Annotated in this window: 17 protein-coding genes, 3 tRNA genes and 1 pseudogene; 10 read left to right on the top strand and 11 right to left on the bottom strand. The window is 72.9% G+C overall.

Going from position 1 to position 23720, the window contains the following annotated elements:
- Positions 1 to 34: 34 nt before the first annotated feature.
- Complete coding sequence (locus tag QJS33_RS07270; protein WP_306367088.1) at positions 35 to 754, top strand: glycerophosphodiester phosphodiesterase; 720 nt, start codon at positions 35 to 37, stop codon at positions 752 to 754.
- Positions 755 to 1001: 247 nt separating this feature from the next.
- Positions 1002 to 1622: a TetR/AcrR family transcriptional regulator gene (locus QJS33_RS07275; RefSeq protein WP_306367089.1), complete on the top strand. Its 621-nt coding sequence runs from the start codon at positions 1002 to 1004 to the stop codon at positions 1620 to 1622.
- On the opposite strand, the gene QJS33_RS07280 is transcribed toward QJS33_RS07275, so the two are convergent.
- Together QJS33_RS07280 and QJS33_RS07285 are read right to left on the bottom strand one after the other, a co-directional pair.
- A complete protein-coding gene (locus tag QJS33_RS07280; RefSeq protein ID WP_372339608.1) occupies positions 1591 to 3600 on the bottom strand; it encodes a GDSL-type esterase/lipase family protein in 2010 nt (669 codons plus the stop codon). The two genes, QJS33_RS07275 and QJS33_RS07280, sit on opposite strands and share 32 nt — an antisense overlap.
- Before the next feature lie 290 nt (positions 3601 to 3890).
- Positions 3891 to 3964, bottom strand: a tRNA-Ile gene (locus tag QJS33_RS07285).
- Positions 3965 to 4224: 260 nt separating this feature from the next.
- On the opposite strand from QJS33_RS07285, the gene QJS33_RS07290 reads away from it, so the two are divergent.
- The 3 genes and pseudogenes from QJS33_RS07290 to QJS33_RS07300 all read left to right on the top strand — a co-directional run.
- Entirely contained in the window at positions 4225 to 5214 is a 990-nt protein-coding gene (locus tag QJS33_RS07290) for a malate dehydrogenase (protein ID WP_306367090.1), read from the top strand.
- 108 nt (positions 5215 to 5322) lie between these two features.
- Positions 5323 to 7827 carry an RNA helicase gene (locus tag QJS33_RS07295; RefSeq protein ID WP_306367091.1) on the top strand — a complete coding sequence of 835 codons (2505 nt, stop codon included), beginning with the start codon at positions 5323 to 5325 and terminating at the stop codon, positions 7825 to 7827.
- Positions 7828 to 7843: 16 nt separating this feature from the next.
- A pseudogene (locus QJS33_RS07300) lies at positions 7844 to 7981 on the top strand (DUF3516 domain-containing protein); the annotation flags it as partial.
- 31 nt (positions 7982 to 8012) lie between these two features.
- Here the strand turns inward: QJS33_RS07300 and QJS33_RS07305 are convergent.
- Positions 8013 to 8483 carry a dCMP deaminase gene (locus QJS33_RS07305; protein WP_306367092.1) on the bottom strand — a complete coding sequence of 157 codons (471 nt, stop codon included), beginning with the start codon at positions 8481 to 8483 and terminating at the stop codon, positions 8013 to 8015.
- Entirely contained in the window at positions 8480 to 9184 is a 705-nt protein-coding gene (locus tag QJS33_RS07310) for a dihydrofolate reductase family protein (protein WP_306367093.1), read from the bottom strand. The genes QJS33_RS07305 and QJS33_RS07310 overlap by 4 nt, the downstream gene beginning before the upstream one ends.
- Positions 9185 to 9692: 508 nt before the next feature.
- On the opposite strand from QJS33_RS07310, the gene QJS33_RS07315 reads away from it, so the two are divergent.
- Complete coding sequence (locus tag QJS33_RS07315; RefSeq protein ID WP_306367094.1) at positions 9693 to 10565, top strand: SAM-dependent methyltransferase; 873 nt, start codon at positions 9693 to 9695, stop codon at positions 10563 to 10565.
- A gap of 117 nt (positions 10566 to 10682) precedes the next feature.
- Here the strand turns inward: QJS33_RS07315 and QJS33_RS07320 are convergent.
- Both QJS33_RS07320 and QJS33_RS07325 read right to left on the bottom strand, forming a co-directional pair.
- A tRNA-Asn gene (locus QJS33_RS07320) sits at positions 10683 to 10758 on the bottom strand.
- Positions 10759 to 10817: 59 nt separating this feature from the next.
- A tRNA-Asn gene (locus QJS33_RS07325) sits at positions 10818 to 10890 on the bottom strand.
- A gap of 161 nt (positions 10891 to 11051) precedes the next feature.
- Here QJS33_RS07325 and QJS33_RS07330 point away from each other — a divergent pair.
- Both QJS33_RS07330 and QJS33_RS07335 read left to right on the top strand, forming a co-directional pair.
- Positions 11052 to 11390, top strand: coding sequence for a hypothetical protein (locus QJS33_RS07330; RefSeq protein ID WP_306367095.1), 339 nt, complete (start codon positions 11052 to 11054; stop codon positions 11388 to 11390).
- Positions 11391 to 11888, top strand: coding sequence for a hypothetical protein (locus QJS33_RS07335; RefSeq protein WP_306367096.1), 498 nt, complete (start codon positions 11391 to 11393; stop codon positions 11886 to 11888).
- Positions 11889 to 12159: 271 nt separating this feature from the next.
- Here QJS33_RS07335 and QJS33_RS07340 read toward each other — a convergent pair whose 3' ends face one another.
- The 4 genes from QJS33_RS07340 to dnaG all read right to left on the bottom strand — a co-directional run bounded on the left by QJS33_RS07340 (position 12160) and on the right by dnaG (position 20610).
- Positions 12160 to 15087: an FAD-binding and (Fe-S)-binding domain-containing protein gene (locus QJS33_RS07340; protein WP_306367097.1), complete on the bottom strand. Its 2928-nt coding sequence runs from the start codon at positions 15085 to 15087 to the stop codon at positions 12160 to 12162.
- Between the two features lie 49 nt (positions 15088 to 15136).
- Positions 15137 to 16462: a glycoside hydrolase family 18 protein gene (locus QJS33_RS07345; protein ID WP_372339609.1), complete on the bottom strand. Its 1326-nt coding sequence runs from the start codon at positions 16460 to 16462 to the stop codon at positions 15137 to 15139.
- A gap of 138 nt (positions 16463 to 16600) precedes the next feature.
- The gene (gene rpoD, locus QJS33_RS07350) at positions 16601 to 17677 is read right to left on the bottom strand and encodes an RNA polymerase sigma factor RpoD (protein ID WP_306367110.1); all 1077 of its coding nucleotides are present in this window, start codon (positions 17675 to 17677) and stop codon (positions 16601 to 16603) included.
- 104 nt (positions 17678 to 17781) lie between these two features.
- Entirely contained in the window at positions 17782 to 20610 is a 2829-nt protein-coding gene (dnaG, locus tag QJS33_RS07355) for a DNA primase (protein WP_306367098.1), read from the bottom strand.
- Between the two features lie 163 nt (positions 20611 to 20773).
- On the opposite strand from dnaG, the gene QJS33_RS07360 reads away from it, so the two are divergent.
- Together QJS33_RS07360 and QJS33_RS07365 are read left to right on the top strand one after the other, a co-directional pair.
- Complete coding sequence (locus QJS33_RS07360) at positions 20774 to 21952, top strand: hypothetical protein (RefSeq protein WP_372339610.1); 1179 nt, start codon at positions 20774 to 20776, stop codon at positions 21950 to 21952.
- Entirely contained in the window at positions 21949 to 23526 is a 1578-nt protein-coding gene (locus tag QJS33_RS07365) for a VWA domain-containing protein (RefSeq protein ID WP_306367099.1), read from the top strand. Before QJS33_RS07360 ends, QJS33_RS07365 begins: the two co-directional genes overlap by 4 nt.
- On the opposite strand, the gene QJS33_RS07370 is transcribed toward QJS33_RS07365, so the two are convergent.
- Positions 23517 to 23720 (bottom strand): substrate-binding domain-containing protein (locus QJS33_RS07370; protein WP_306367100.1); only part of this gene is annotated, 204 nt, incomplete at its 5' end. The two genes, QJS33_RS07365 and QJS33_RS07370, sit on opposite strands and share 10 nt — an antisense overlap.

Genomic DNA, 23720 nt, shown 5'->3' on the forward strand with positions numbered 1-23720 from the left:
ACGTGCGCCGGTGGTTTTTGCCACTCTTGACAGCATGACGTTGTCCATCGCACTACGCGGAGACACCGCACGTTTCCCCGGGAACACGCTCCCGGCCCTGCGCTCAGCCTGGCGCGCCGGGGCCGACCTGGTCAAGATCGACGTCCACCTGACCTCGGACGGGTACCCCGTCCTGGTCGACGAACGCACCGTGGCGACCCCGGGGTCCCCGCCGCGGCCGGTGGCCGAACTGACCCTCGCCGAACTCGCCGGAGCCCGCGACGACGTGGAACGGCGCATCCCGACACTGATGGAGGTCGCCGCGGAGTTCACCGGTGACGAGGGGCCGCCCCTGCTGGTGGACTCCGCCTCTCCGGAGGCCGCGCTGGCCGCCGACTCCCTGTTACGCGACCGGGTCACCGCCCGGGTCCTGCACACCGGCTCCACCGAGACCCTGGCCGCCCTGCGCGCCCAGAACCCCGACGCCCGCCTCATGATCGCATGGGACCAGCCGACCCCGCCGTCGGAGTCGGCCCTGCGCGGACTGCGGCCGACGTACCTGGGAACGCACCACACCCTGATCACGCGGGATTCGATCGGGGAAATGCACAGATTCGGATATTCGGTCGCCGCGTGGACGGTGAACGACTTCACGGAGATGACCCGATTGGTGGGAATGGGAGTGGACGCCATCGCCACCGAACGAGTGGACGATCTCGTCCCCCTCACGACCGGCCGCGTCCAGGGAGGAGTACAGACGACGGGGCAGCTCTGAGCCGCTGACACGGCCTCATGCGCACCGTGGCGTCCCTGGGGAGGAGGCGCCACGGAGGGCATTTCCCGCGACATTTTTCGCACGGCTCACATGTGCCACGAAACCTCGCCGTTAACCACCGAGTTCCGTGGTTCCGCCCGTTTCGCCGCACGATCGCGGATACCCTCGAAAACGATTCACGCAAGGAACCCTGATGCGCCCCGACGTCCCCTCGGCGGTGCGCACCCGAGCGATGAGACACCGACACATGACGGCCGACATCTCCCCTCACGCGCTCCGCGCAACGGCCCCCGTCCTGGACTGTGCCGCCAGGCTGTTCGCCGAGCACGGTTCCCGAGGCCTGCCCATGTCCGACCTGACCCGCCGCATCTCGGCGGCGACCGGAACGGACCCCGCCTCGCTGCGGCGCGTCTTCCCCACCCGCTTCGACCTGGCCTACGCGGTGGTCCTGCGCTCGGCCCGGGAGCAGGTGGAGTGCCAACTGGCCGCCGACGACCCCGGGACCGGTGCCGTCGAGCGCATGTCCGCTCTGGTCGTCCGGCACGTGGAGACGGGCTGGCGGCACCGGACCGCCACCGCGCTGGCACACGAGATCCTGCCGACCCTGCGCGCCATCCACCAGGAACGGCACCGTGAGATCGGCGCGCTCAACCGCACCTACCGCGAGCACATCCGCCGGATCATCGTCGACGGCGTCCTGTCCGGCGCCTTCCACGTGGACGACCCGGGCCGGGCCGCCGACGAGGTGCTGGACACCTTCGACTCCCTGCTGCACTGGTACCGCCCCGAGGGCGGGCTCAGCCTGGACGACCTGGGGTCGGTCTACGTGGACCTGGTCATCCACCACCACCTGGGGTGTCCGCGCTGACCTCGCCCTGGACGCCGCCGTCGGCGCGGGACCGGCCCAGCAGCGCGTCCAGGTCCACCGACTCGGCCAGCGCGCGCAGGCCCGCGTCCCCGGGGTGGATGTGGTCGCCCGAGTCGTAGGCGGGCAGCAGCCGGGTCGGGTCCTGCGGGTCGCGCAGCACCGCGTCGAAGTCCCACACCCCGTCGAACGGCGACGAGGGGTCCGGGGCCCGCGACCGCAGGTGCGCGTTGACCGTCCGGCGGGCGGTCTCCACCTGCGCGGTGCAGCGCGCCTCGCCCGCGCACGGGCCCAGGGTGGCCACGAACACCCGCATCCCCCGGTCCCGGGCCGCGGCCGCCAGCTCCTCCAGCCCCGCGATGACCTGCTCGGGCGGGGTGCCCCAGCGCAGGTCGTTGATCCCGGCGAAGAGGACGAGCGTGTCCGCCCCGTACTGGCCGAACACGTCGCGTGGGGCACGGTGGAGCTGGGAGACCCCGGAGGCGTTCACCGACGCCCCCTCCCCCGGGTAGGCGTCGCTCACCACGTGGTTGCCCGAGATGCCCAGGTTGAGGACTCCCGGGTGGGGCAGGTCCGCGCGGGCGTGCAGGCGCGCGCTGAGCACGTCCGGCCAGCGCGCGTGCCCGTCACGGGTGGAGCGGACGCCGTCGGTGATGGAGTCGCCGAACGCGACGACCGCTCCGGGCCCGTCCGCGACCTCGATTCCGGTGAGGAAGGGCCACTGGTAGAGGCGACCGGTGAACGGGGCGCCGGTGGTGTCGAGGGTGAGGTCGCCGCCGCCGGGCTCCCCGAGGTAGCTCGTGTCCCCGGCCGCGTAGTGCAGCGGCGCGGCGTACACGGGGTCGGGCAGGTAGAGGCTGACCAGGGCGTCGGTCTGCGGCGGCAGCAGCAGGTCGACGGGGTCGCTGTAGACCTGCCCCCCGGCCGGGATGGACACGTCGGAGCGGCCGCCGAAGGTGAGCGGGACGGCCGAGCCGTGCGTGGCGGCGCCGGTCCCGCGCAGGGCCACCGAGGCGGCGCCGATGGTGACCGGCTCGGCGGCGAAGGTGTTGTCCAGCCGGATCCGGACCCGGTGGCCGCCCGCGGTGCTGCGCACCGCCAGGCGGACCGTCTGGTCCTGCCAGGGGCCCACCTCCATGTAGGCCGAGGTGGCGCGGGCCCAGGTCCCGGTCCACCCGTGGTCGGCCGCGCGGGCGCCGATGGAGAAGACGTGCAGGTTCCCGGTGTCGGCGCCGGTTCCGGGCAGCACCAGGTGGGAGACCTCCCGCCCGGGGTCGGCGGGCACCGAGCGCGCGTACAGGCGCACCGCCCCCGGCACGGTGCCGGCACCGTCCTCGGCGTCCGTGTTGGCGTAGGGCAGGACCAGGGCGGCGTCGCCCGCCGGGCCGGCGGCCCAGTCCGGCGCGGTGAGGGTGAAGGGCTGCCCGGTGCCGTCGGTGTAGACGATCCGGCCGCTGCCGCCGACCGGGGCACCGCCCGCGCCGGTGGCCGTGACCAGGAACGTCAGTGACTCGTAGCGGCCGTGCAGGCGCACCTGCTGCCCGTCGGCGACCAGGTGGTCCGGGCGTCCGGGCGCGTAGTCGGGGACCTCCAGGGTGGTGCCCAGCAGGGTGACCTCCCGCCCGGGCGTCCAGCCGGCCCGGGCCAGGGCCCGGGCGGAGAGGCTGTTGCCAGCGCCGTCGAGGTCGGCACCGGCCGCCGAACCGTCCCGGGAGACGCCGACCCGGTCGAGGAGGCTGTCGAAGGGGCGGCCCGGGGGTGCGACCGGGGCCTGCGGGACGGGATCGGTGGGCCGGGCGTCCACGTCCCGGGAGACGGTGGCGTGCAGGACGGTCACCAGGGCGGCGCCCGCCAGGACGGCGGCGAACGCGCGCAGCGGACCCCTGCTCCGGGGGGCGCTTCCGCGCCGCCGGGTCCTGCGGTGCGCCCCGCGCCCTGCTCTCCGCTCCTCCACCACACGCCTCTCCGGTCCGTCGGACACTCCGGTACTGACGATCCGTCCGACGGTGCCGGGTTCAGGGTGGTTGTGAGACGTGGGACACCACGGGGGGGAGAGACCGGTGCCGGGTCCGGACCGGAGGCCGAGTCTAGACGAGGCGGGGCCGCGGACCGGACGACTCGGCCGGATTCGAGGGCCCGTGGAACTTCAACGCGTATTCAACGCGGCCCCCTGGACGGGACCGTGGGAACCCGTGGCCGACCGTGGCGACAGTGAAAGCGCCCCCTGCCTGTTGGTCCAGGTGGGAGGCGCTTTTATCGCTGTAGGGGGAGTAGGCCGGGCAGGACTCGAACCCGCGACCCAGGGATTATGAGTCCCCTGCTCTAACCAGCTGAGCTACCGGCCCGCCGTCGTCGACGCACGTCATCCTAACAGGGTGTGTCCGACGTTTCCGAGTCGTGAATGTACTGCCGCGCAAGGGATGGCGGGTCCCCGCGGTACCGGCCGGAGGCGTTGGACGCACCTGGGTCGCGGGGCGCGGCACGGCGCGGTCTAGTGTGGTGTGGTGCGGCGCGCGCCAGGCGACCCCGGCGCCCGGTACCGGCGCCGCTTCGTACCCGTTGGTAACATCGCGGGTCGCACATCGTCGTCAGGAGAGTTCACGCCATGTCCAAAGCACCCGTCAACGTCACCGTCACCGGCGCCGCCGGTCAGATCGGCTACGCCCTGCTGTTCCGGATCGCCTCCGGCCAGCTGCTCGGCGCCGACACGCCGGTGAAGCTGCGTCTGCTGGAGATCCCCCAGGCCGTCAAGGCCGCCGAGGGCACCGCGATGGAGCTGGACGACTGCGCCTTCCCGCTGCTCCAGGGCATCGACATCTTCGACGACCCGCGCCAGGCCTTCGCCGGCGCCAACATCGCCCTGCTCGTCGGTGCGCGCCCCCGCGGCCCGGGCATGGAGCGCGGTGACCTCCTGGAGGCCAACGGCGGCATCTTCAAGCCCCAGGGCGAGGCCATCAACGCCGGCGCCGCCGACGACATCCGCGTCCTGGTGGTCGGCAACCCCGCCAACACCAACGCCCTCATCGCCCAGAGCCACGCCCCGGACGTCCCGGCCGAGCGCTTCACCGCGATGACCCGCCTGGACCACAACCGCGCGCTCACCCAGCTCGCGAAGAAGCTCGACGTGTCGATCAACGACATCAAGAAGCTCACGATCTGGGGCAACCACTCCGCGACCCAGTACCCGGACCTGTTCCACGCCGAGGTCAACGGCACCAACGCCGCCGCAGCCGTCGACGACCAGAAGTGGCTGGAGGACGAGTTCATCCCGACCGTCGCCAAGCGCGGCGCCGCGATCATCGACGCCCGGGGCGCCTCCTCGGCCGCCTCGGCCGCCAACGCCGCCATCGACCACGTCCACGACTGGGTCAACGGCACCCCCGAGGGCGACTGGACCTCCGCCGCCATCCCGTCCGACGGCTCCTACGGCGTGCCCGAGGGCCTCATCTCCTCCTTCCCCGTCGTGTCGCGCGAGGGCAGGTGGGAGATCGTGCAGGGCCTGGAGATCGACGAGTTCTCCCGCGGCCGCATCGACGCCTCCGTCCAGGAGCTGGTCGAGGAGCGCGACACCGTCAAGAAGCTCGGCCTGGTCTGAGGGACCGGCCGGTCCGAAGGACCGCGGACCGCCGCACGGCGGGCGCGCCACCGGCGCGCCCGCCGTCACCGTGTCCGGGCCCTTCCCGGAGCGGGCAGTATAGAGACCGTGAGTCTCATTGATGCGCTTCCGGCCGAACCCGAACCCGATTCCCTCTACGAGGCGTTCGCCGCCTGGGCCCAGGAGCGGGGCCTCACCCTCTACCCGCACCAGGAGGAGGCGCTCATCGAGGTCGTCTCCGGCTCGAACGTCATCCTCAACACCCCGACCGGCTCCGGCAAGAGCCTGGTCGCCACCGGCGCGCTGTTCGCCGCGCTGGCCCGGGACGAGTGCGCGTTCTACACCGCGCCCATCAAGGCCCTGGTGTCGGAGAAGTTCTTCGACCTGTGCAAGATCTTCGGCACCGAGAACGTCGGGATGATGACCGGCGACGCCAGTGTCAACGCCGACGCCCCCATCGTGTGCTGCACCGCCGAGGTGCTCGCCCAGATCGCCCTGGCCGAGGGCGCGGATGCCGACATCAACACGGTCGTCATGGACGAGTTCCACTTCTACGCCGAGCCCGACCGCGGCTGGGCCTGGCAGGTGCCGCTGCTGGAGATGCCGCAGGCGCAGTTCCTGCTGATGTCGGCGACCCTGGGCGACGTCACCCGGTTCGAGGAGGACCTGGAGAAGCGCACCGGGAGGTCCACCGCGGTGGTCACCTCCGCCGAGCGCCCCGTCCCCCTCTACTACGACTACCGGGTCACCCCGCTGCACGAGACCCTGGAGGAACTGCTCCAGGGCGGCGACGCCCCCGTCTACATCGTCCACTTCACCCAGGCGCAGGCGATCGAGCGGGCGCAGTCGCTCACCAGCATCAACATGTGCACCAAGGAGGAGAAGGCGGAGATCGCCGCGGAGATCGGCGCCTTCCGCTTCACCACCCGGTTCGGCCGCAACCTGTCCCGGTACGTGCGCCACGGCATCGGCGTCCACCACGCCGGGATGCTGCCCAAGTACCGGCGGCTGGTCGAGCGGCTGGCCCAGCGCGGGCTGCTCAAGGTCATCTGCGGCACCGACACCCTGGGGGTGGGCGTCAACGTGCCCATCCGCACCGTGATGTTCACCGCGCTGAGCAAGTACGACGGGGTGCGGGTGCGCCGGCTGCGGGCCAGGGAGTTCCACCAGATCGCCGGACGGGCGGGCCGCGCCGGGTTCGACACCGTGGGCAACGTGGTGGCGCTGGCGCCCGAGCACGTCATCGAGAACGAGAAGGCCCTGGCCAAGGCCGGGGAGGACCCCAAGAAACGGCGCAAGGTGGTGCGCAAGAAGGCGCCCGAGGGCTTCGTGTCGTGGGACAAGGCCACGTTCGAGAAGCTGATCGAGGCCGATCCCGAGCCGCTGACCTCCCGCTTCCGGGTGAGCAACGCGATGCTGCTGAGCGTCATCGCCCGCCCCGGGAACTGCTTCACCGCCATGAAGCACCTGCTGACCGAGAACCACGACGACCGCAGGACCCAGCGCAGGCACATCCACGAGGCGATCGCCATCTACCGGTCGCTGCTGGACGGCGGCATCGTGGAGGCCCTGCCCGAGCCCGACGAGCAGGGCCGCACCGCCCGGCTCACCGTGGACCTCCAGTCCGACTTCGCGCTCAACCAGCCGCTGTCCACGTTCGCGCTGGCGGCCCTGGAGCTGCTGGACCGCGAGTCGCCGTCCTACGCCCTGGACGTGCTGAGCGTGGTCGAGTCCACCCTGGACGACCCCCGGCAGATCCTGGGCGCCCAGCTCAACAAGGCGCGCGGCGAGGCCGTGCAGCGGATGAAGGAGGACGGCGTCGAGTACGAGGAGCGCATGGAGCTCCTGGAGGACGTCGACTACCCCAGGCCGCTGGAGGAGCTGCTCTCCCACGCCTACGACACCTACCGGCGCGGCCACCCGTGGGTGGGCGACCACCCGCTGCGGCCCAAGAGCGTGGCCCGTGACATGTACGAGCGGGCGATGACCTTCACCGAGTACGTGGGCCACTACGAGCTCGCGCGTTCGGAGGGACTGGTGCTGCGGTACCTGGCGGGCGCCTACAAGGCCCTGGACCAGACGGTGCCCGACGACGCCAAGACCGAGGAGCTGCACGACATCATCGCGTGGCTGGGCGAGCTGGTCCGCCAGGTGGACTCCAGCCTCCTGGACGAGTGGGAGCAGCTGACCAACCCGCAGCAGGACGTGCCGCAGGAGCAGGTGGCCGAGGAGCGGGTGCGCCCGGTCACCGCCAACCCGCGCGCCTTCCGGGTGCTGGTCCGCAACGAGCTGTTCCGCCGGGTGGAGCTGGCCGCCCGCCGTCGCCACCAGGAGCTGGGCGCCCTGGAGGACGCGGGCGAGTGGGACGCCGAGGCCTGGCAGGAGGCCCTGGACGAGTACTACGCCGAGCACGACTCCATCGGCACCGGTCCCGACGCCCGCGGCCCCAAGATGCTCCTCATCGAGGAGGAGGACGGGCTGTGGCGGGTGCGGCAGATCCTCGCCGACCCGGCCGGGGACCACGACTGGGGCATCTCCGCCGAAGTGGACCTGGCGACCTCCGACGCCGAGGGGCGCGCCGTCGTCCACATCGTGGACGTGAACCGGCTCTGATCCGCGGGAGGAGGACGGGCTGTGGCGGGTGCGGCAGATCCTCGCCGACCCGGCCGGCGACCACGACTGGGGCATCTCCGCCGAAGTGGACCTGGCGACCTCCGACGCCGAGGGGCGCGCCGTCGTCCACATCGTGGACGTGAACCGGCTCTGATCCGCGTGCGGTCCCGCCCGGGGCGGCCGGCTCAGCCGAGCAGGTGGGCGTTGACCTCGCGGACCCCGTCCGCGAGGTCGGCGCGCTCCAGTACGGTGCGCCCGGCGGCGCGCAGCCGCTCGGCGCCCACGCAGTCGACGAACACCGCCGGCTCGCGCCAGGCGAAGACCACCCGCGGGACCGGTGTGGTGAGGATGAGCGACGCGCACGGCAGCGGGCGCGAGGAGCGGGAGCTGCACGGCTCCAGCGACGAGTACAGGGTGGCCCCGGCCAGGCGGGGGTCGGCGGGGTCGACCTCGCGCAGGGCGACCTCCTCGGCGTGGTCGTGGGGGTCGTCGCGGCGGGAGTAGCCCTCGCCGAGCACCGTGCCGTCGGCGGCCACGACCGCGCAGCCGACGGAGAACGCGGTGTCCGAGGGCGGGCACAGCCGGGACAGGTCGACGGTACGGCGCAGCCAGTGGGCGTCCGCGCCGCCCGCGGCGGGCGCGGGCCCGGCGCTCACGCGGCGCCGTCCGCGTCGAGGCGGTAGCGCAGGACCGCGATGTCGCCGATCGCCCGGGTCTCCACCAGGCGCATCGGCGCGGCCGGGGTGGCCGGGAAGGCGCCCGGGTGGACGAAGGACGGGGCGTCGGCCTCGCCCACGAAGAACGGGGCGATGGCCAGCCTCAGTTCGTCGACCAGCCCGGCGGTGAGGAACAGGGTGTGGATGTGGCCGCCGCCCTCCACCAGCAGCCGCCGCACGCCGCGGGCCGCCAGGTCGGCCTGGATCGCCTTGACGGTGGGCGGGTCCCCGGCGTCCACGACGTCGACCGGCGGCAGGTCCGGGGAGTGGCCCGCGAACCGGGCCCGGGCGCGGTCCGCGCCGTCGCCGCCGGTGTAGACGACCGCGCCGGCGTCCCCCGTGGTGAAGAACCGCGCACCGGGGTCGAGGTCCCCGGTGCGGGTGACGACGGCCTTGAGCAGGTTCTCGGTCCGCCCCTGCGCCCGGCGGCGGGCGCGCAGCCGCTCGGAGCGGACCAGCAGCCGGGGGTCGTCGTTGCGCAGGGTGCCGGCGCCGACGAGGATCGCGTCGCACTGCGCGCGCAGCTCGTCGATCTCGGCGAAGTCGGCCTCGTTGGACAGGCGCAGCCGTTCGGGACCGGTGTCGTCGATGCGCCCGTCGACGGACACGGCGCAGCTGAGGATGGTGTGGGGACGGTCCATGGACCCAGGCTAGCGGCGTCCGCGCGGGGTGCGTGCGCAGCGGGCCCGGGGTATTCTCCGGCACTCGGAACTTTGTGCCATTCCGGTGACCGAAACCGATTGTCGCAGGCCGTGGACGTGCTCTCGAATTTCTCTCCGCATCGGACGGGATATGGGACAGCGACCTATATTCGTGTTCGGTGGGGCTGCGGTGGCCCACGGGGGCACCCGCCCCGGAGGCACCGCACCGGTCACTCCAGCCCCATCGGACTCGCCCGGGAGCCGGAAGAGGCTTCGTGGCAAGGCTTCCCGCCCCGAGCCCGGAACCCGATTCCTCGCATAATTGGACATCAGTTATATAAGTACTACTAACCCCAAGGGGGTCCTAACCCACCTCGGAGACCACGGCAAGGGCGCACGTACCCACGATTTTTACGACCGGTGTCCCGGACTCGGTTAACAACCGAGCCAACGATGAATAGAATCCTCCTGTCGGCCACACTTCCCCACCTCAGACAAGAGGACGGCGATGTCGCGATTCACCTCCCCCGATTTCCTGAGGCAGGCGGGGACACGTCAGGAGCACGCCAACCCCCCGCCCGCCGTCGACCTGACCCGGCCGAGCCTGGCCCGGCTGCACTCCTTCCACCTCAAGGGCAAGGACCACTTCGAGGTGGACCGCGACCTCGCGCTCGCCGCCGAGCAGGTCGCACCGGGCTTCCAGGACCTGGTCCTGGGCGAGCGGGCCTTCCTCCAGCGCGCGGCGCGCCACCTCCACGACGAGGCGGGGATCGACCAGTTCGTGCAGTTCGGCGCCGGGCTGCCCGCCCCCGGGGACCCGCACGAGATCCTCCCGCGGGCCCGGATCGTGTACGTCACCGACGACCTCATGGTGCTGGCCCACCACCGGGCGCTGGTCCGCGAGGACCGCGCCGTGGCCGTGGCGGGGAGCCCGACCCGCCCGGCCGACCTGCTCGCCGACCCCGTCCTGCGCGGTCTCATCGACCTGGACCGACCGGTGGGCGTGCTGATGGCGGGCGCCCTCTCGCACGTGGCCGACGTGGACACCCCGGCCGCGCACATGGCCACCCTGCGCGGTCTGCTGCCCGCCGGCAGCCACCTGGTGGTCAGCCACTACCACCGCCCGGACCCGGCGGTCTTCCCCAAGGACGCCAACCGGGCCGAGCAGCTCCAGAACGTCTTCCGCCGCCACCTCAACTCCGGGTACTGGCGTACCCGGGAGGAGATCCTCGGCCTGCTCGACGGCTGGGAGATCCTCAGCCCGGGCCTGCTGGAGGTGCAGCGCTGGCGGACACTGCCGGTGGCCCCGCCCGTCCCGGGCAGCTACCAGATGCCCCAGCGCAACCGCCGCCTGCTGTACGGCGCCGCCGCCCGCGTCTGAGCCGCCGCCGGGCCGCATTCCGCTGCGGCTCGGCCGCCCGCCGACCACCCGACCGCACCGTCACGCCGTCCGACACACGCGAAAGGGCCCCTCTCCGCGGAGAGGGGCCCTTCGTCGTGGCTCCCGCGATTGGACTCGAACCAATAACCTGCCGGTTAACAGCCGGCTGCTCTGCCGATTGAGCTACGCGGGATCGCGTTCCGGGAACAGCGTAGCGCCCCCACCGAGCGGTGCGCCAACGGTTTTCCCCTGCTCCCGCGATTGGACTCGAACCAATAACCTGCCGGTTAACAGCCGGCTGCTCTGCCAATTGAGCTACGCGGGATCGCGTTCACCAGGGGCCCTGCGGCCCGTGGCGACACCAATAGACTAGCGCTCTTCCGGAGTGCTCGTGACCGGTGTCGGCCCGTGTGGCCGCAACCACGACAGGGTAACGTGCCAGACACGGAACACCACGACCGTCTCCGAGGCCTGAAGAGGGTACCCATGCGCTACCGGATCACGTTCGCCGCCGGACTCGCCATCGGCTACGTCCTGGGCGCCAAGGCCGGCCGGGCCCGCTACGAACAGATCGTACGCAGCGCCCGCAAGGTGGCCGACAGCCCCGTCGTACAGGAGGTCGCCGGACTGGTCGGCGCCCAGGTGAGCAACGCGGGCCGCACCGTGTACGACAAGACCGTCGCCAAGATGCCGATCACCTCGGTGCGCGACTTCCTCGCCCGGCCCACCGAGGAGGAGATCGACCTCGTCGAGTGGGAGACCGTCAACGGGGAGCCCCCGCGGCGCAACGGCGCCAACGGGCACAACGGCTCCGCGGAGCGCTAGATGGGCCTGCTGGGCCGGAGCGCGCCGGCCTCCGTGCGCTCCCGGCTGGGCCGGGGCGAGCGCGTACTCGCGCACGCGCCCGTCTCCGCCGGGGGCGAGGCGGTGCTGGCGGCCACCACCCGCGCCCTGCACCTGCCCGACGGCCGCACCGTGCCGTGGCAGGACATCGACCGGGCCCGCTGGTCACGCGAGGAGTTCGCCTTCGTCGAAGAGGGCCGCGGCGAGCACACCGTCGCCCTGCGCGAGGCGGTGGACTACCGGTCGCTGGCCGAGGCGGTCGCCGAACGGGTCACCGCCACCATCCTGGTGAACCGGTTCGTCCCCTTCCCCCACCCCGACTCCACCACGGGCTTTCGCCTGGTGGCCCGGCGCAGCCCGGGCGGCAGCGAGGCCTCCTGGCGCATCCACCTGGGCGAGGGCCTGGACGAGAAGGACCCCCGCCTGCCGGACGCGGTCGCCCGCGCCCTGGACCTCCTGCACGACCAGATGGGCGTCTGAACGCACCCTTCACCCCCCACCCCGGCCCGCCCGCCCATCGCGTGACGGGAGGCCCACAACGGACCCCCGCCTGCCGGACGCGGTCGCCCGCGCCCTGGACCTCCTGCACGACCAGATGGGCGTCTGAACGCACCCTTCACCCCCCACCCCGGCCCGCCCGCCCATCGCGTGACGGGAGGCCCACAACGGACGGCCTGCGGCCGCACCCCGCCCTCGAAGACGTCTCCCCCGGGCCTTCCGGAACGCGGCGGTGCCCCGCGCCCCGGTCCCGTCACCCGTCCAGGCCGCGGGCGAGGAGCTCGGCCAGGTGCAGCGGGCGGCGGCCGGTGCCCTGGCGGATCTGGGTGCGGCAGCTGTAGCCGTCGGCCAGTACGAGGGTGTCGGCGTCCGCCGCACGCACCCGGGGCAGCAGCTCTCGCTCGCCGATGGCGGCCGACACCTCGTAGTGGCCCTCGGTGAACCCGAAGTCCCCCGCCAGCCCGCAGCAGCCCGCGTCCAGCACCTCCCCGTCCACACCCGCCCGGGCGATCAGCTCACGGTCGGCGTCGAAGCCCAGCACCGCGTGCTGGTGGCAGTGGACCTGGGCCAGGGCGGCCGCCGGGACCCGCGGCGGCCGCCAGTCCGGGGCGTGCTCGGCCAGGAACCCGGCCAGGGTGTGCACCGCCGCGGCCACCCGCTCGCTCTCCTCGCCGGGCACCAGCTCCACCAGGTCGTGGCGCAGCGCCGCGGTGCAGCTGGGTTCGAGCCCCACCACCGGCAGCCCCTCCTCCACCAGCGGCCCCAGCGCGCGCAGGGCGCGGCGCATCACGGTGCGGGCCGTGTCGAGCTGGCCGGTGGACACCCAGGTCAGCCCGCAGCACACCGGCCCCCGCGGCAGGACCACGGTGAACCCGGCGTCCTCCAGCACCCGGACCGCCGCCGCCGGGATGTGCGGGTCCATGTGCTCGCCGAAGGTGTCGGGCCACAGCACCACCCTCGGCCCGTCGGTGCGCGCCCGCCCGCGGGCGGCGCGGCGCCGGAACGCCCGGGTGAACGTGGTGCGCGCGAACCCCGGCAGATCGCGTTCGGCGGCCACCCCCGCCAGCCGCTTGGCCAGTCGGGAGACCCCCGGCAGCCGGAGCGCCCGGTCCAGCTCGGCCGGGGCCAGCGCAGCCAGCCGGGCCCAGACCGGCAGCCAGCCCATCGAGTAGTGCGCCGCCGGGCGCACCCGTCCCCGGTAGTGGTGGTGCAGGAACTCGGCCTTGTAGGCGGCCATGTCCACGTTGACCGGGCAGTCGCTCAGGCAGCCCTTGCAGGACAGGCACAGGTCCAGGCTCTCGCGCACCTCCTCGGAGGCCCAGCCGTCGGTGACCACCTCCCCCGCCGCCATCTCGAACAGCAGGTGGGCCCGGCCCCGGGTGGAGTGCCGCTCCTCCCGGGTGACCTGGTAGCTGGGGCACATGACCCCCGGCCCGTCGTGCCTGCGGCACTTGCCCACCCCCGAACAGCGCCGCAGCGCCCGTGCCGGGTCGCCGCGGTCGCCGGAGTAGGCCAGCGTCGCCTCGTCGAGCAACGGCAGGGGGCGCGCCGCCAGCCGGACGTCGGCGTCCACCGGGGCCGGGTCGACGATCACCCCGGGGTTCATCACCCCCGCGGGGTCGAACAGCCCCTTGAAGTCGGCGAAGGCCCGCAGCAGCCCCGGCGGGTACATGCGGGCGAGCAGGCCCGAGCGGGCCCGGCCGTCACCGTGCTCCCCCGACAGCGAGCCGCCGTGCGCCACGACCAGGTCGGCGGCCTCCTCCAGGAACGCCCGGTACGCGGTGCGGCCCGCCTCCGTGGTGAGCTCGAAGTCGATGCGCACGTGCAGGCAGCCGTCGCCGAAGTGCCCGTAGACCACCCCGAACCGGCCGTGCCGCTCCATGAGTGCGTCGAAGTCGCGCAGGTACCCGCCCAGGTTCTCCGGGGGCACGGCGGCGTCCTCCCAGCCCGACCAGGCGTCCTCCCCGGCGGGCGTGCGCTGGGTGAGCCCGGCGCCCTCCTCCCGGATCCGCCACAGGGCGCGTTGGTGGGCCGGGTCGGACACCACGAGGGAGTCGACCGGGCGGGCGCCGGCGGGCAGCGCGCCGAGCATGTCCCGCGCGGCCCGCTCGGCGCCGTCGGGGTCGGCCCCGGCGATCTCCACCAGCAGCCAGGCACCGCCCCCGGGCAGGGGCACCCGGGTGGTGCCGGGCCGCCCGTCCAGGGCGTCGACCATCCGGAGGTTGATGCCCTCGACGGTGAGCGGGGCGTGCCCGAGCAGGTCGGGGACGGCGTCGGCGGCGGCCGGGGCGTCGGGGTAGCCCAGCACGGCCAGCGCCCGGGCCCGCGGCGCCTCCACCAGCCGGACGGTGGCGCGCAGCACGAAGACACAGGTGCCCTCGGTGCCGACCAGTGCGGCGGCGACGTTGCGCCCCTTCTCCGGCAGCAGCCGGTCCAGGGAGTAGCCCGAGACCCGGCGGCGGAACTCGGGCATGGCGGTGCGCAGTCCGGCCCGGTGCTCCTCGACGATGCGGGTCAGCCCCCGGTACACCTCGCCCTCCCGGCCGGGGCGGCGGGCCAGCTCCGCGAACTCCTCCGCGCCGTGCCGGGAGCCGACGGTCATCCGGGTGCCGTCGGGGAGCAGTACCTCCAGGGAGACGATGTTGTCCGCGGTGGTGCCCCAGGCCACCGAGTGGGAGCCGCAGGCGTTGTTGCCGACCATCCCGCCGATGGTGCAGCGGCTGTGCGTGGAGGGGTCGGGGGCGAAGGTCAGGCCGTGCTCGGCGGCGGCCGCCCGCAGCTCGTCCAGGACCACCCCGGGCTGGACGGTGGCGGTGCGGGCGGCCGGGTCGATGTCCTCGATGGCGGTGAGGTGGCGGGAGGTGTCGATGACCACGCCCGGGCCGATGGCGTTGCCCGCGATGGAGGTGCCGCCGCCGCGCGGGGTGACGGGGACGCCGTGGGCGGCGCAGACCCGGACGGCCGCCGCGCAGTCCTCGACGGTGGCGGGCAGCACCACCCCCAGCGGGACCACCCGGTAGTTGGAGGCGTCGGAGGTGTACAGGGCGCGGGTGCCCGGGTCGAACGCGACGGTCCCCCGGACGGCGTCCTCCAGGTCCCGGCGCAGGGCCTCGGCGGACGGGTCGGGGTGTGACGGGTCGGGGTGTCGGGCGGGCTGCGGGGTCTGCTGCGGGTCGGCCATGGCGCCCAGGGTGGCCCCCGGCCGCGCGGCGCGCAACCGCGCCGCGCGGTCAGCCCAGGGCCTCGTCCATGGCTCTCACGAGGTCTCCGGTCGGGTCCATGTCCAGGTTCCACACCATCAGGCCGCCCAGTCCGCGGCCCTGCACGTAGTCGCCCTTGAGGGCGATGACGGCGGGGTCGTCGTAGGTCCACCACTGGTCGCCGACCCGCACCGAGAAGGCGCCAGCCTCCTCGTCCAGGTACCGTTCCCCGTCCAGTTCCTCCAGGTCGGAGAAGGCCATGGTCGGACCGTCGTAGGCGTCGTCGGCGGGCCGGGCCGGGCGGCCCAGCCCGTGGTCGACGCCGTCCACGCCCTGCCAGCCGCGGCCGAAGGCGGGGATGCCCAGCACCAGCTTCTCCGGCGGTGCGCCCAGGTCGACGAACCGGGTCACCGCGGCGTCGGCGCTGTTGGCGTCGGGGTCCGCCGCGGGCGGGTAGAGGTTGGAGTGGTAGGCGGTGGTCTCGTTCCAGGGGCCGGAGAAGTCGTAGCCCTGCACGGTGGCGAAGTCCAGGTGGTCGAAGATCGCCGGGTCGTAGGCGTCGGCCTGGCCCGGGGCGCCCGACAGCGACGCCGACAGGGTGTACTCCCGTCCGGTCTCCTCCGACAGCGCGTCGAGCTGGCGGCGGAACTCGGCGACCAGCAGGGTGAAGTTGGCCGCGTCGCCGGGGTCCTCGACGTTGCGCGGGTTGCCGGAACCGCCCGGCCACTCCCAGTCCAGGTCGATGCCGTCGAAGATCCCGGCGGCCGCCCCCTCCCCGCCCTGGGGCTCGTCCTCGCGCACCGGCAGGTCCCCGCGCAGCCACAGGTCCACGCAGGAGGACACGAACGCCCGGCGGGACTCCTCGGTGCGGGCGGCGGTGGAGAAGTACCGCGACCAGTTCCAGCCGCCCAGGGACAGGCTGGCCCGCAGGTCGGGGTACTCGCGCTGGAGCAGGCGGAGCTGGTGCAGGCTCCCGGCCAGTTCCTGCTCGTACTCGTCGGCCTCGCCGTTCACGCTCTCCTGGGCGGAGTAGCGGCGCTGGTACAGCTCCCAGGACTGTTCGTGGCCGTCGGGGATGTGGCACAGGCCGTCCTCGGAGACGTCGCCGAAGGCCCACATGAGGCGGTCCAGGTGGGCGGGGGCTCCGCTGTCGGCCAGGTTCCCGACGGTGAAGTCGCGGTTGGCCACGTTCCAGTCCGCGAAGTAGCCGATGCGCAGGGGCCGGTTGCCGTTGGCGATGACGAAGACCCCCGTGATCAGGAGCGCGGCCGTCACGACCGCGCCCAGGGCGAGCAGGCGCCGCCGTCCCGGACGGGCGTTCCGGCGCCGGTGGCTCCGTGGCGGTGTGGCTTTCACCCTTCCGACCGTAGAGGAACCGGGTCACGAAACCCGCTCGTTCGGCTCTCATCGGCCACATCAGGCCGTCCGGCCACCGCCGGGAGCCCCTCCGCACCCCGGCCCGTGGAAAGCGAGGTGGAGGCCCGAAGGGGCACGCTACAGGAAGTCCCGCAGGGTGCCGGCCCGGGAGGGGTGGCGGAGCTTGGCCAGGGTCTTGGCCTCGATCTGGCGGATGCGCTCGCGGGTCACCCCGAACTCGCGGCCGACCTCCTCCAGTGTGCGCGGGTGGCCGTCGGCCATGCCGAAGCGCAGGCGCAGGATGCGCTGCTCGCGGTCGGACAGCCCGCCCAGGATCTCGGTCAGGTGCTGCTGGAGGAGGGTGAAGGAGGCGGCCTCCACCGGGACGACCGCGTCGGAGTCCTCGATGAAGTCGCCGAAGTCGGCCTCCTCCTCACCGATCGGCGCCTGGAGGGAGACGGGTTCGCGGGCGATCCGCTGGATCTCCAGGACCCGCTCGCCGCCGAACCCGGCGGCGTGGGAGATCTCCTCGATGTTGGGCTCGCGGCCCAGTTGCTGGTGCAGCTGGTGCTGCACCCGGACGAGTTTGTTGATGGTCTCGACCATGTGCACCGGAATGCGGATCGTGCGCGCCTGGTCGGCGATCGCGCGGGTGATCGCCTGGCGAATCCACCAGGTGGCGTAGGTGGAGAATTTGAAGCCTTTGGCGTAATCGAACTTCTCCACCGCGCGAATCAGCCCGAGGTTGCCCTCCTGGATGAGGTCGAGGAAAAGCAGACCCCGCCCCATATAGCGTTTGGCGATCGATACCACCAGCCGGAGATTTGCCTCTATGAGTGCTCGCTTGGCCTTTTTGCCCGCTTCTATGAGCGCGTCGAGTTCCTCCCTCGTGCACACTCCTTCGACCGGTTCGCACCGTTGCGCGTACAGGCCGGCCTCGACCGCCTTGGCCAGGTCCACCTCCTCCTCGGCGGACAGCAGCGGGACCCGGCCGATCTCGCGCAGGTAGAGCCGCACCAGGTCCGATCCGGAGCGCCGCCCCGGGTCCGGGGCGAGGGGGGCCTCCTCGGGGTCGGACACCTCCACCCCGACCCGGGCCAGCAGGGCGACCGCTTCGTCCAGGGCGTCGGGGGGCGCGTCCAGGCGTTCCAGGGCCGACGCGACCTCGCCGCGGCTGACCGTTCCCCGACCCGCGTCGGGGAGCAGCCGCACCACCTGACGAATGGGCGGAATTTCATTGGTCACAACCGTGGGAGCCACCACACCATTGTGCATGCCCGCCCGCCGCCGACGGGAGGAGCATTATTGTCACCTTCGTGCTACATACCCCCGGCGAGCTCCTCTTGAAGGGCTCGTTTGCGCTGTTGAAGGGCCATGAGCTCGGTCAGCAACCGCTGCTGTTCCGCGACCTGATCGGTACCGCTCAGACGCGAGAGCTCCGATTGCAGGTTTGACTCGCGGCGATTGATGGAATGAGTCCTGACTGTGCCCATAATTTGCCGGGCGGAATACTCGTCGAGTTCTCCGTACAACTCCAGTTGTTCCACCGCCAAACGGGTCAGGAAATCGCGCTGCGCCTCGGTGGGGGCGGCCTCGCGCAGCCGCGCCGCCCAGGACGCGGGGTCGCCGGCCGCGGCCACCCCGCCCTGTCCGGCGATGAGCGCCAGCATCGCCCGGTGCTGGGGGACGGTGAAGTCGTCGGCGGTGAAGGCGTCGAACCCGACGGCCAGGCCGGGGGCCTGCACGGCGACCTTCAGCGCCAGGCGCTCCCGTTGCAGGGACGGGTCGCTCAGGTCGTAGGGCGCCTCCCGGGCGTCGGGGGTGGGCGCGGGACCCGCCGCGGCCGGGGCTGCCTCGGCCCGGCCGCCCCGGGCGGTGGCCCGGCGGATGTGCCGGTTGACCCGGTTGAGCACGAAGGACTCGTCCAGAGTGCCCAGCCAGCGGTCCAGGTTCTTGCCGTAGAACCGGCGCACCCCGTGGTCGCGGATGCTCGCCACCACGGGGGCGGCGGCGTCCAGGGCGGCGATGCGCCCCTCGGGGCTGGACAGGTCGTACTCCTCGATGACCTTGCGGACCATGAACTCGTACAGGTTGACGGCGTGGTCGACCAGGTCGACCACCGCCTGGTCGCCGTGGTGCAGGCGCAGGTCGCAGGGGTCCAGGCCGTCGGGCTGGACCGCCACGAACGTGTCCGCGACGAACCCGTGCTCCTCGGCGAAGGCGCGCACCGCGGCCTTCTGCCCGGCGGCGTCGCCGTCGAAGGTGAACACGACCTTTCCGCCCTGGTTGCTGCGGCCCAGCAGCATCCGGCGCAGGATCTTGAGGTGGTCCTCGCCGAACGCGGTGCCGCAGGTGGCCACGGCGGTGGTCACCCCGGACAGGTGGCAGGCCATGACGTCGGTGTAGCCCTCGACGATGACGGCCTGGCTCCGGGAGGCGATGTCCCGCTTGGCCAGGTCCAGGCCGTACAGCAGGCGGCTCTTGTGGAAGATGGGGCTTTCAGGGGAGTTGAGGTACTTGGGCCCGTCCTCGGCGGGGTCGAGCTTGCGGGCGCCGAACCCGACCACCTCACCGGTCACCTCCCGCACCGGCCACAGCAGCCGGTTGCGGAACCGGTCGTAGGCGCCGCGCCGCCCCTGCGCGGCCAGGCCCCCGGAGATCAGCTCGGCGTCGGTGAACCCCTTGCGGCGCAGGTGAGAGGTGAGGTTCTCCCACCCGGCGGGCGCGTACCCGAGCCCGAAGTGCTCGGCGTGCGCCCGGTTGAACCCGCGCTCGCTCAGGAAGCGCCGCGCCTGGACCGCCCCGGGCGAGAGCAACTGCTCGGCGTAGAACTCCGCCGCGGCCCGGTGGGCGTCCAGCAGCCGCTGCCGCTTGCCCTCGTCCCGCCGCGTCGAGCGCCCCCCGCTCTCCTCGTACCGCAGCGTCACCCCGATCTGGCGGGCCAGCGACTCGACCGCCTCCGCGAAGGCCAGCCCCTCGATCTTCTGCACGAACGAGATCGCGTCCCCGCCCTCCCCGCAGCCGAAGCAGTTCCCGGTGAGGATGTCGTCCTCCAGGACGAAGGCGTGCCCTTCCTCGACGACGGCGCAGAACACCTCCTCGAACCGGTCGGTCTCCTCGACCGAGCGCACGGTCCAGCCGCGCCGGGCGTACTTCTCGGATGCCGAGGAGAAGCGGAGCCGGTGCCCGTCGAGGAGGAACGCCTCCTCGGTGAGGTCGTCGCCGACGAGGTGAACGCGGTGGATCGGGGACGGTTCCCGGCCCGGGAGGCCCTCACGGGCCTGCTCGGTGATGCCGTAGGTGCCGATGCCCAGCCGGGTGCAGACCATCCGGACGTGCTCCAGGACGTCGCGGTCGGCGCAGTGGAGCGTCACCGTGCCGTCCTCGGCGACGTGCCCGGCGGCGGCCAGGTGGCCCGCCAGCCACCCGTACAGGTAGGAGTCCGACTCGTCCAGCGGCGGGAGGTCCTTGAAGTACCCGGGCAGGTGGTGCACCAGGATCCGGCGGCCGTGCCGGGTGGTCTCGCTGTGCGGGAACCACTTGAGCAGCGGGGCCTTATCCGCGTCGAGCCGCGCCACCGCGTCCCGGCCGTGCCGGGTGCCGTCGCCGAAGGTGATGCCGCGGGCGATCCCGAAGGGCGACGGCGTCGTGGCGGTGGTCTTCTTCGGCGGGAGCACGTACGCGAGCCGGTGCCCTGGCTCCAGCTCGGAGGTGACCACCTCGCGCGTCTCGCCGCGGTCCTCGCCCGCCTGCACGAACCAGCGGTGCTCGGGTGTCGCGTGGATCACCTTGGTCCGGCCGCTGCGGCTCAGGGTGATCCGCATGAGCGGCTGCTCGCCGAAGGAGTGGAAGGGCGCCTCCACCCAGGTGGCGTCCTTGGTGAGGATGGTGTGCCTGCCCCCGGCCAGCTCCTTGATGGGCCGCACCCCGTCGCGGGTGAGCACCCGGGTCTCCCCCGCCAGGCAGTAGTACAGGTTCTTGGAGGGGGTGACGTTGAAGGAGGGGGACTTCTCGTCGTGGAAGGGGCACAGGCCCTTCAGCGAGCCGCCGCCCGCGTTGCGGAGCTGGAGGTACTCGCCGATCACGTCCGCTATGGGGGTGCGCTCGCGCACCAGGGCGATGTCTTCGTCTTTGATCCGGCCTGCCACGGTTCCCAGGGTAGTTCTCGCCGGGGACGGTCCGGTCGGCCGCCCACGGGCCGGGTTTCCCGTGGAAGCCACCCGGTGTCCACTTCGTGGTGGGGCGGGGGACCACCGCGGCGGGCAGAGTGGAGTACCCCTCTTTTCTCCACATACCAGGAGGAACCACACGGTGAGCCCCATCCCCCTCCCCTCCGGCTGGCGCGCACGCATGCTGCTCGGGGCGGCGACAGCGGTCGTGGTGGCCCTGATCGTCGCCATCGGCGCGGTGCTGGTCGACCGGTTCGTCGGCGGCGCCACCGTGGTCGAGGGCGTCGTCGGGTCCGAGAAGGTCGACTTCTTCCGCGACGAGGAGGTCATGGCCCGGCTGGCCGAGCTGGGCTACGAGGTCCGGGTGCGTCCGCGCGGCTCGCGGCTGCTGGCCCAGGACGCCGGGGACGCCGACTTCGTCTCCCCCGGATCGGACGCCGGCACCGACCACGTCCAGCGGCAGCACGGGGTCTCCACCGAGCACCGGCTGTTCAGCACCCCGATGGTGGTGCTCTCCTACGAGCCGCTCGCGGAGTCGCTGCGCGAGGCCGGGGTCGCCCACCGGTCGGAGGAGGACGGCACCTGGTCGTTCGACCTGGCGGCCTACCTGGAGCTGACCGCCGAGCAGACCCGTTGGCGGGACCTGCCCGGGGACTCGGTGGGTTCGGAGAACCGCAACGAGGTGCTGGTGCGCACCACCGACCCGCGCACCTCGAACTCGGGGGGCCTGTACGCCGCCGTGATCTCCTACCTGCTCAACGGCGAGGAGGTGGTCCCGCCCGGCGGCCCGGACCCGGAGATCACCGATCGGCTGTCCGACCTGTTCCTGGCCCAGGGCCAGCCCCCGGAGTCCTCCCAGCAGCCCTTCGAGCAGTTCCGGGACCTGGGTCCGGGGCACACCCCGCTGCTGTGGGCCTACGAGGCTCAGTACGTGCACGCCATGGTGAACGGTCCCGCGCTGCCCGATGACGTGGTGCTGATGTACCCCGCGCCGACCGTGTACTCGGCGCACACCCTGGTCCCGCTGACCGAGGCGGGCGACGCGGTGGGTGCGCTGCTGGCGGTGGACCCCGAGTTGCGGTCGCTGGCGACCCGGCACGGGTTCCGCGCCGAGGGCGGCGACGCCTTCGCGGAGCTGGTCGCCGAACACGACCTGCCGGTGCGCGACCGGGTCGACGACATCGTGAACATCCCCACCTACGAGGCTTTGGAGGCCCTCCTGAACGGGATCGAGGACGCCTACGACGACAGCGGGATGGGGCCGCCCGCCCCCGAGGAGCAGCGCCCGGCCGCAGGCCCGTCCCGCGAGGAGGACGAATGAGGCGTGCGGTGTGCGCCGCCGCCCTGGCGGTGGCGGTGGCGGCCTCGGGCTGCACCCCGGGCGGCCCCGGCGGCGGGCAGGGGACCACCCTGCGCGTCCTGGCGGGCAGCGAGCTGGCCGACATGGAGCCGCTGCTGGAGGAGGCCGCCGAGCGGACCGGGGTGACGGTGGAGATGGAGTACACCGGGACCCTGGACGGGTTGGCGCGGGTCGCCGCCGGCGAGGCACAGGAGTACGACGCGGTCTGGTTCGGCTCCAACCGCTACCTGCACCTGTACGAGGAGGGGCGCGGCCGGGTCCGCGAGGAAACGCCCGTCATGCTCTCCCCCGTGGTGTTGGGGGTGCGCGAGTCGCGCGCCGACGACCTGGGGTGGTCCGAGGGCGCCGGGGTCACCTGGTCGGACGTGAACGAGGCGGTGCGCGACGCGGAGTTCACCTACGGGATGACCAACCCGGGTGCCTCGAACTCGGGCTTCTCGGCGCTGATCGGGGTGGCCTCGGCGCTGGCCGACAGCGGCAGCGCACTGACCGGCGAGGACGTGGAGCGGGTGGGCCCGGAGCTGGCCGGGTTCTTCAAGGGCCAGGAGCTGACGGCGGGTTCGTCGGGCTGGCTGGCGCAGGCGTTCACCGAACGGTCCGACGACGAGCGGCCGGTGGACGCGCTCATCAACTACGAGTCGGTGCTGCTGTCACTGAACCGGGACGGCGCGGACCTGCGGTTGGTCTACCCGGCCGACGGTGTGATCACCGCCGACTATCCGCTGACCCTGCTGTCCGGCCCCGACGAGGAGGCCGAACAGGGTTACGCGCGGCTGGTGGAGGACCTGCTGTCGGAGGAGGTGCAGGCCGACATCGCGGAGCGGACGCTGCGCCGCCCGGTGGCGTCCGGGGTGTCCGGCGCGGACCTGCCGTCTCTGGTGGAGCTGCCGTTCCCCGCCCACCGCGAGGTGGTGGACGGGCTGGTCGCGGACTACTTCAGCGATCTGCGCCGGCCGGCGCGCACGGTGTACGTGCTGGACGTGTCGGGGTCGATGAAGGGCGACCGGCTGGACGAGCTGAAGGAGGCGCTGGGCTCGCTGACCGGGGCCACCGGGGGTTCGCTGGAACAGCGGATACAGGCGTTCCAGGAGCGGGAGGAGATCACGCTGCTGCCCTTCTCCACCGAGCCGCACGAGCCGCGGACGTTCGTGGTGGAGCCCGGGAGGATCGACGAGTCGCTGGGCGAGGTGACGGACGCGATCGGGGAGCTGGAGGCGCTGGGCGACACCGCGACCTACGACGCGGTACTGGAGGCCTACGGACTCGTCGAGCAGGCCCCCGAGGACGACTACCTGACGTCGATCGTGCTGATGACCGACGGTGAGGTCAACTGGGGCATGGGGCCGACGCCGTTCGCCCAGGGGCTGGGGGAGCTGTCGCCGGAGGCGGCGCGGGTGCCGGTGTTCACCGTGCTGTTCGGCGAGGCGGGCGAGGAGGAGATGGCGGACCTGGCCGAGCGGACCGGTGGCCGGCTGTTCGACGCCCGCGAACAGAGCCTGGAGGAGGTGTTCCGGGAGATCCGCGGCTACCAGTGACCGGTGCTGGCCCGTGGGCGCAGGGCCGCGGCGGGGACGTCCGCGGAGGCGCCGCCGCGGCCCTCCACCCGCTCCAGCAGCAGCCGCGCGGCCCGCTCCCCCACCGTCCGGGCCGCGGTGTCGGCGGTGGTGAGGGCGGGGACGAGGTGCGCGGCCTCGGGGCGGTCGCCGATCCCGGCGACGTGGACGCGGCC

Source organism: Nocardiopsis sp. CC223A, from assembly GCF_030766825.1.
GTDB lineage: Bacteria > Actinomycetota > Actinomycetes > Streptosporangiales > Streptosporangiaceae > Nocardiopsis.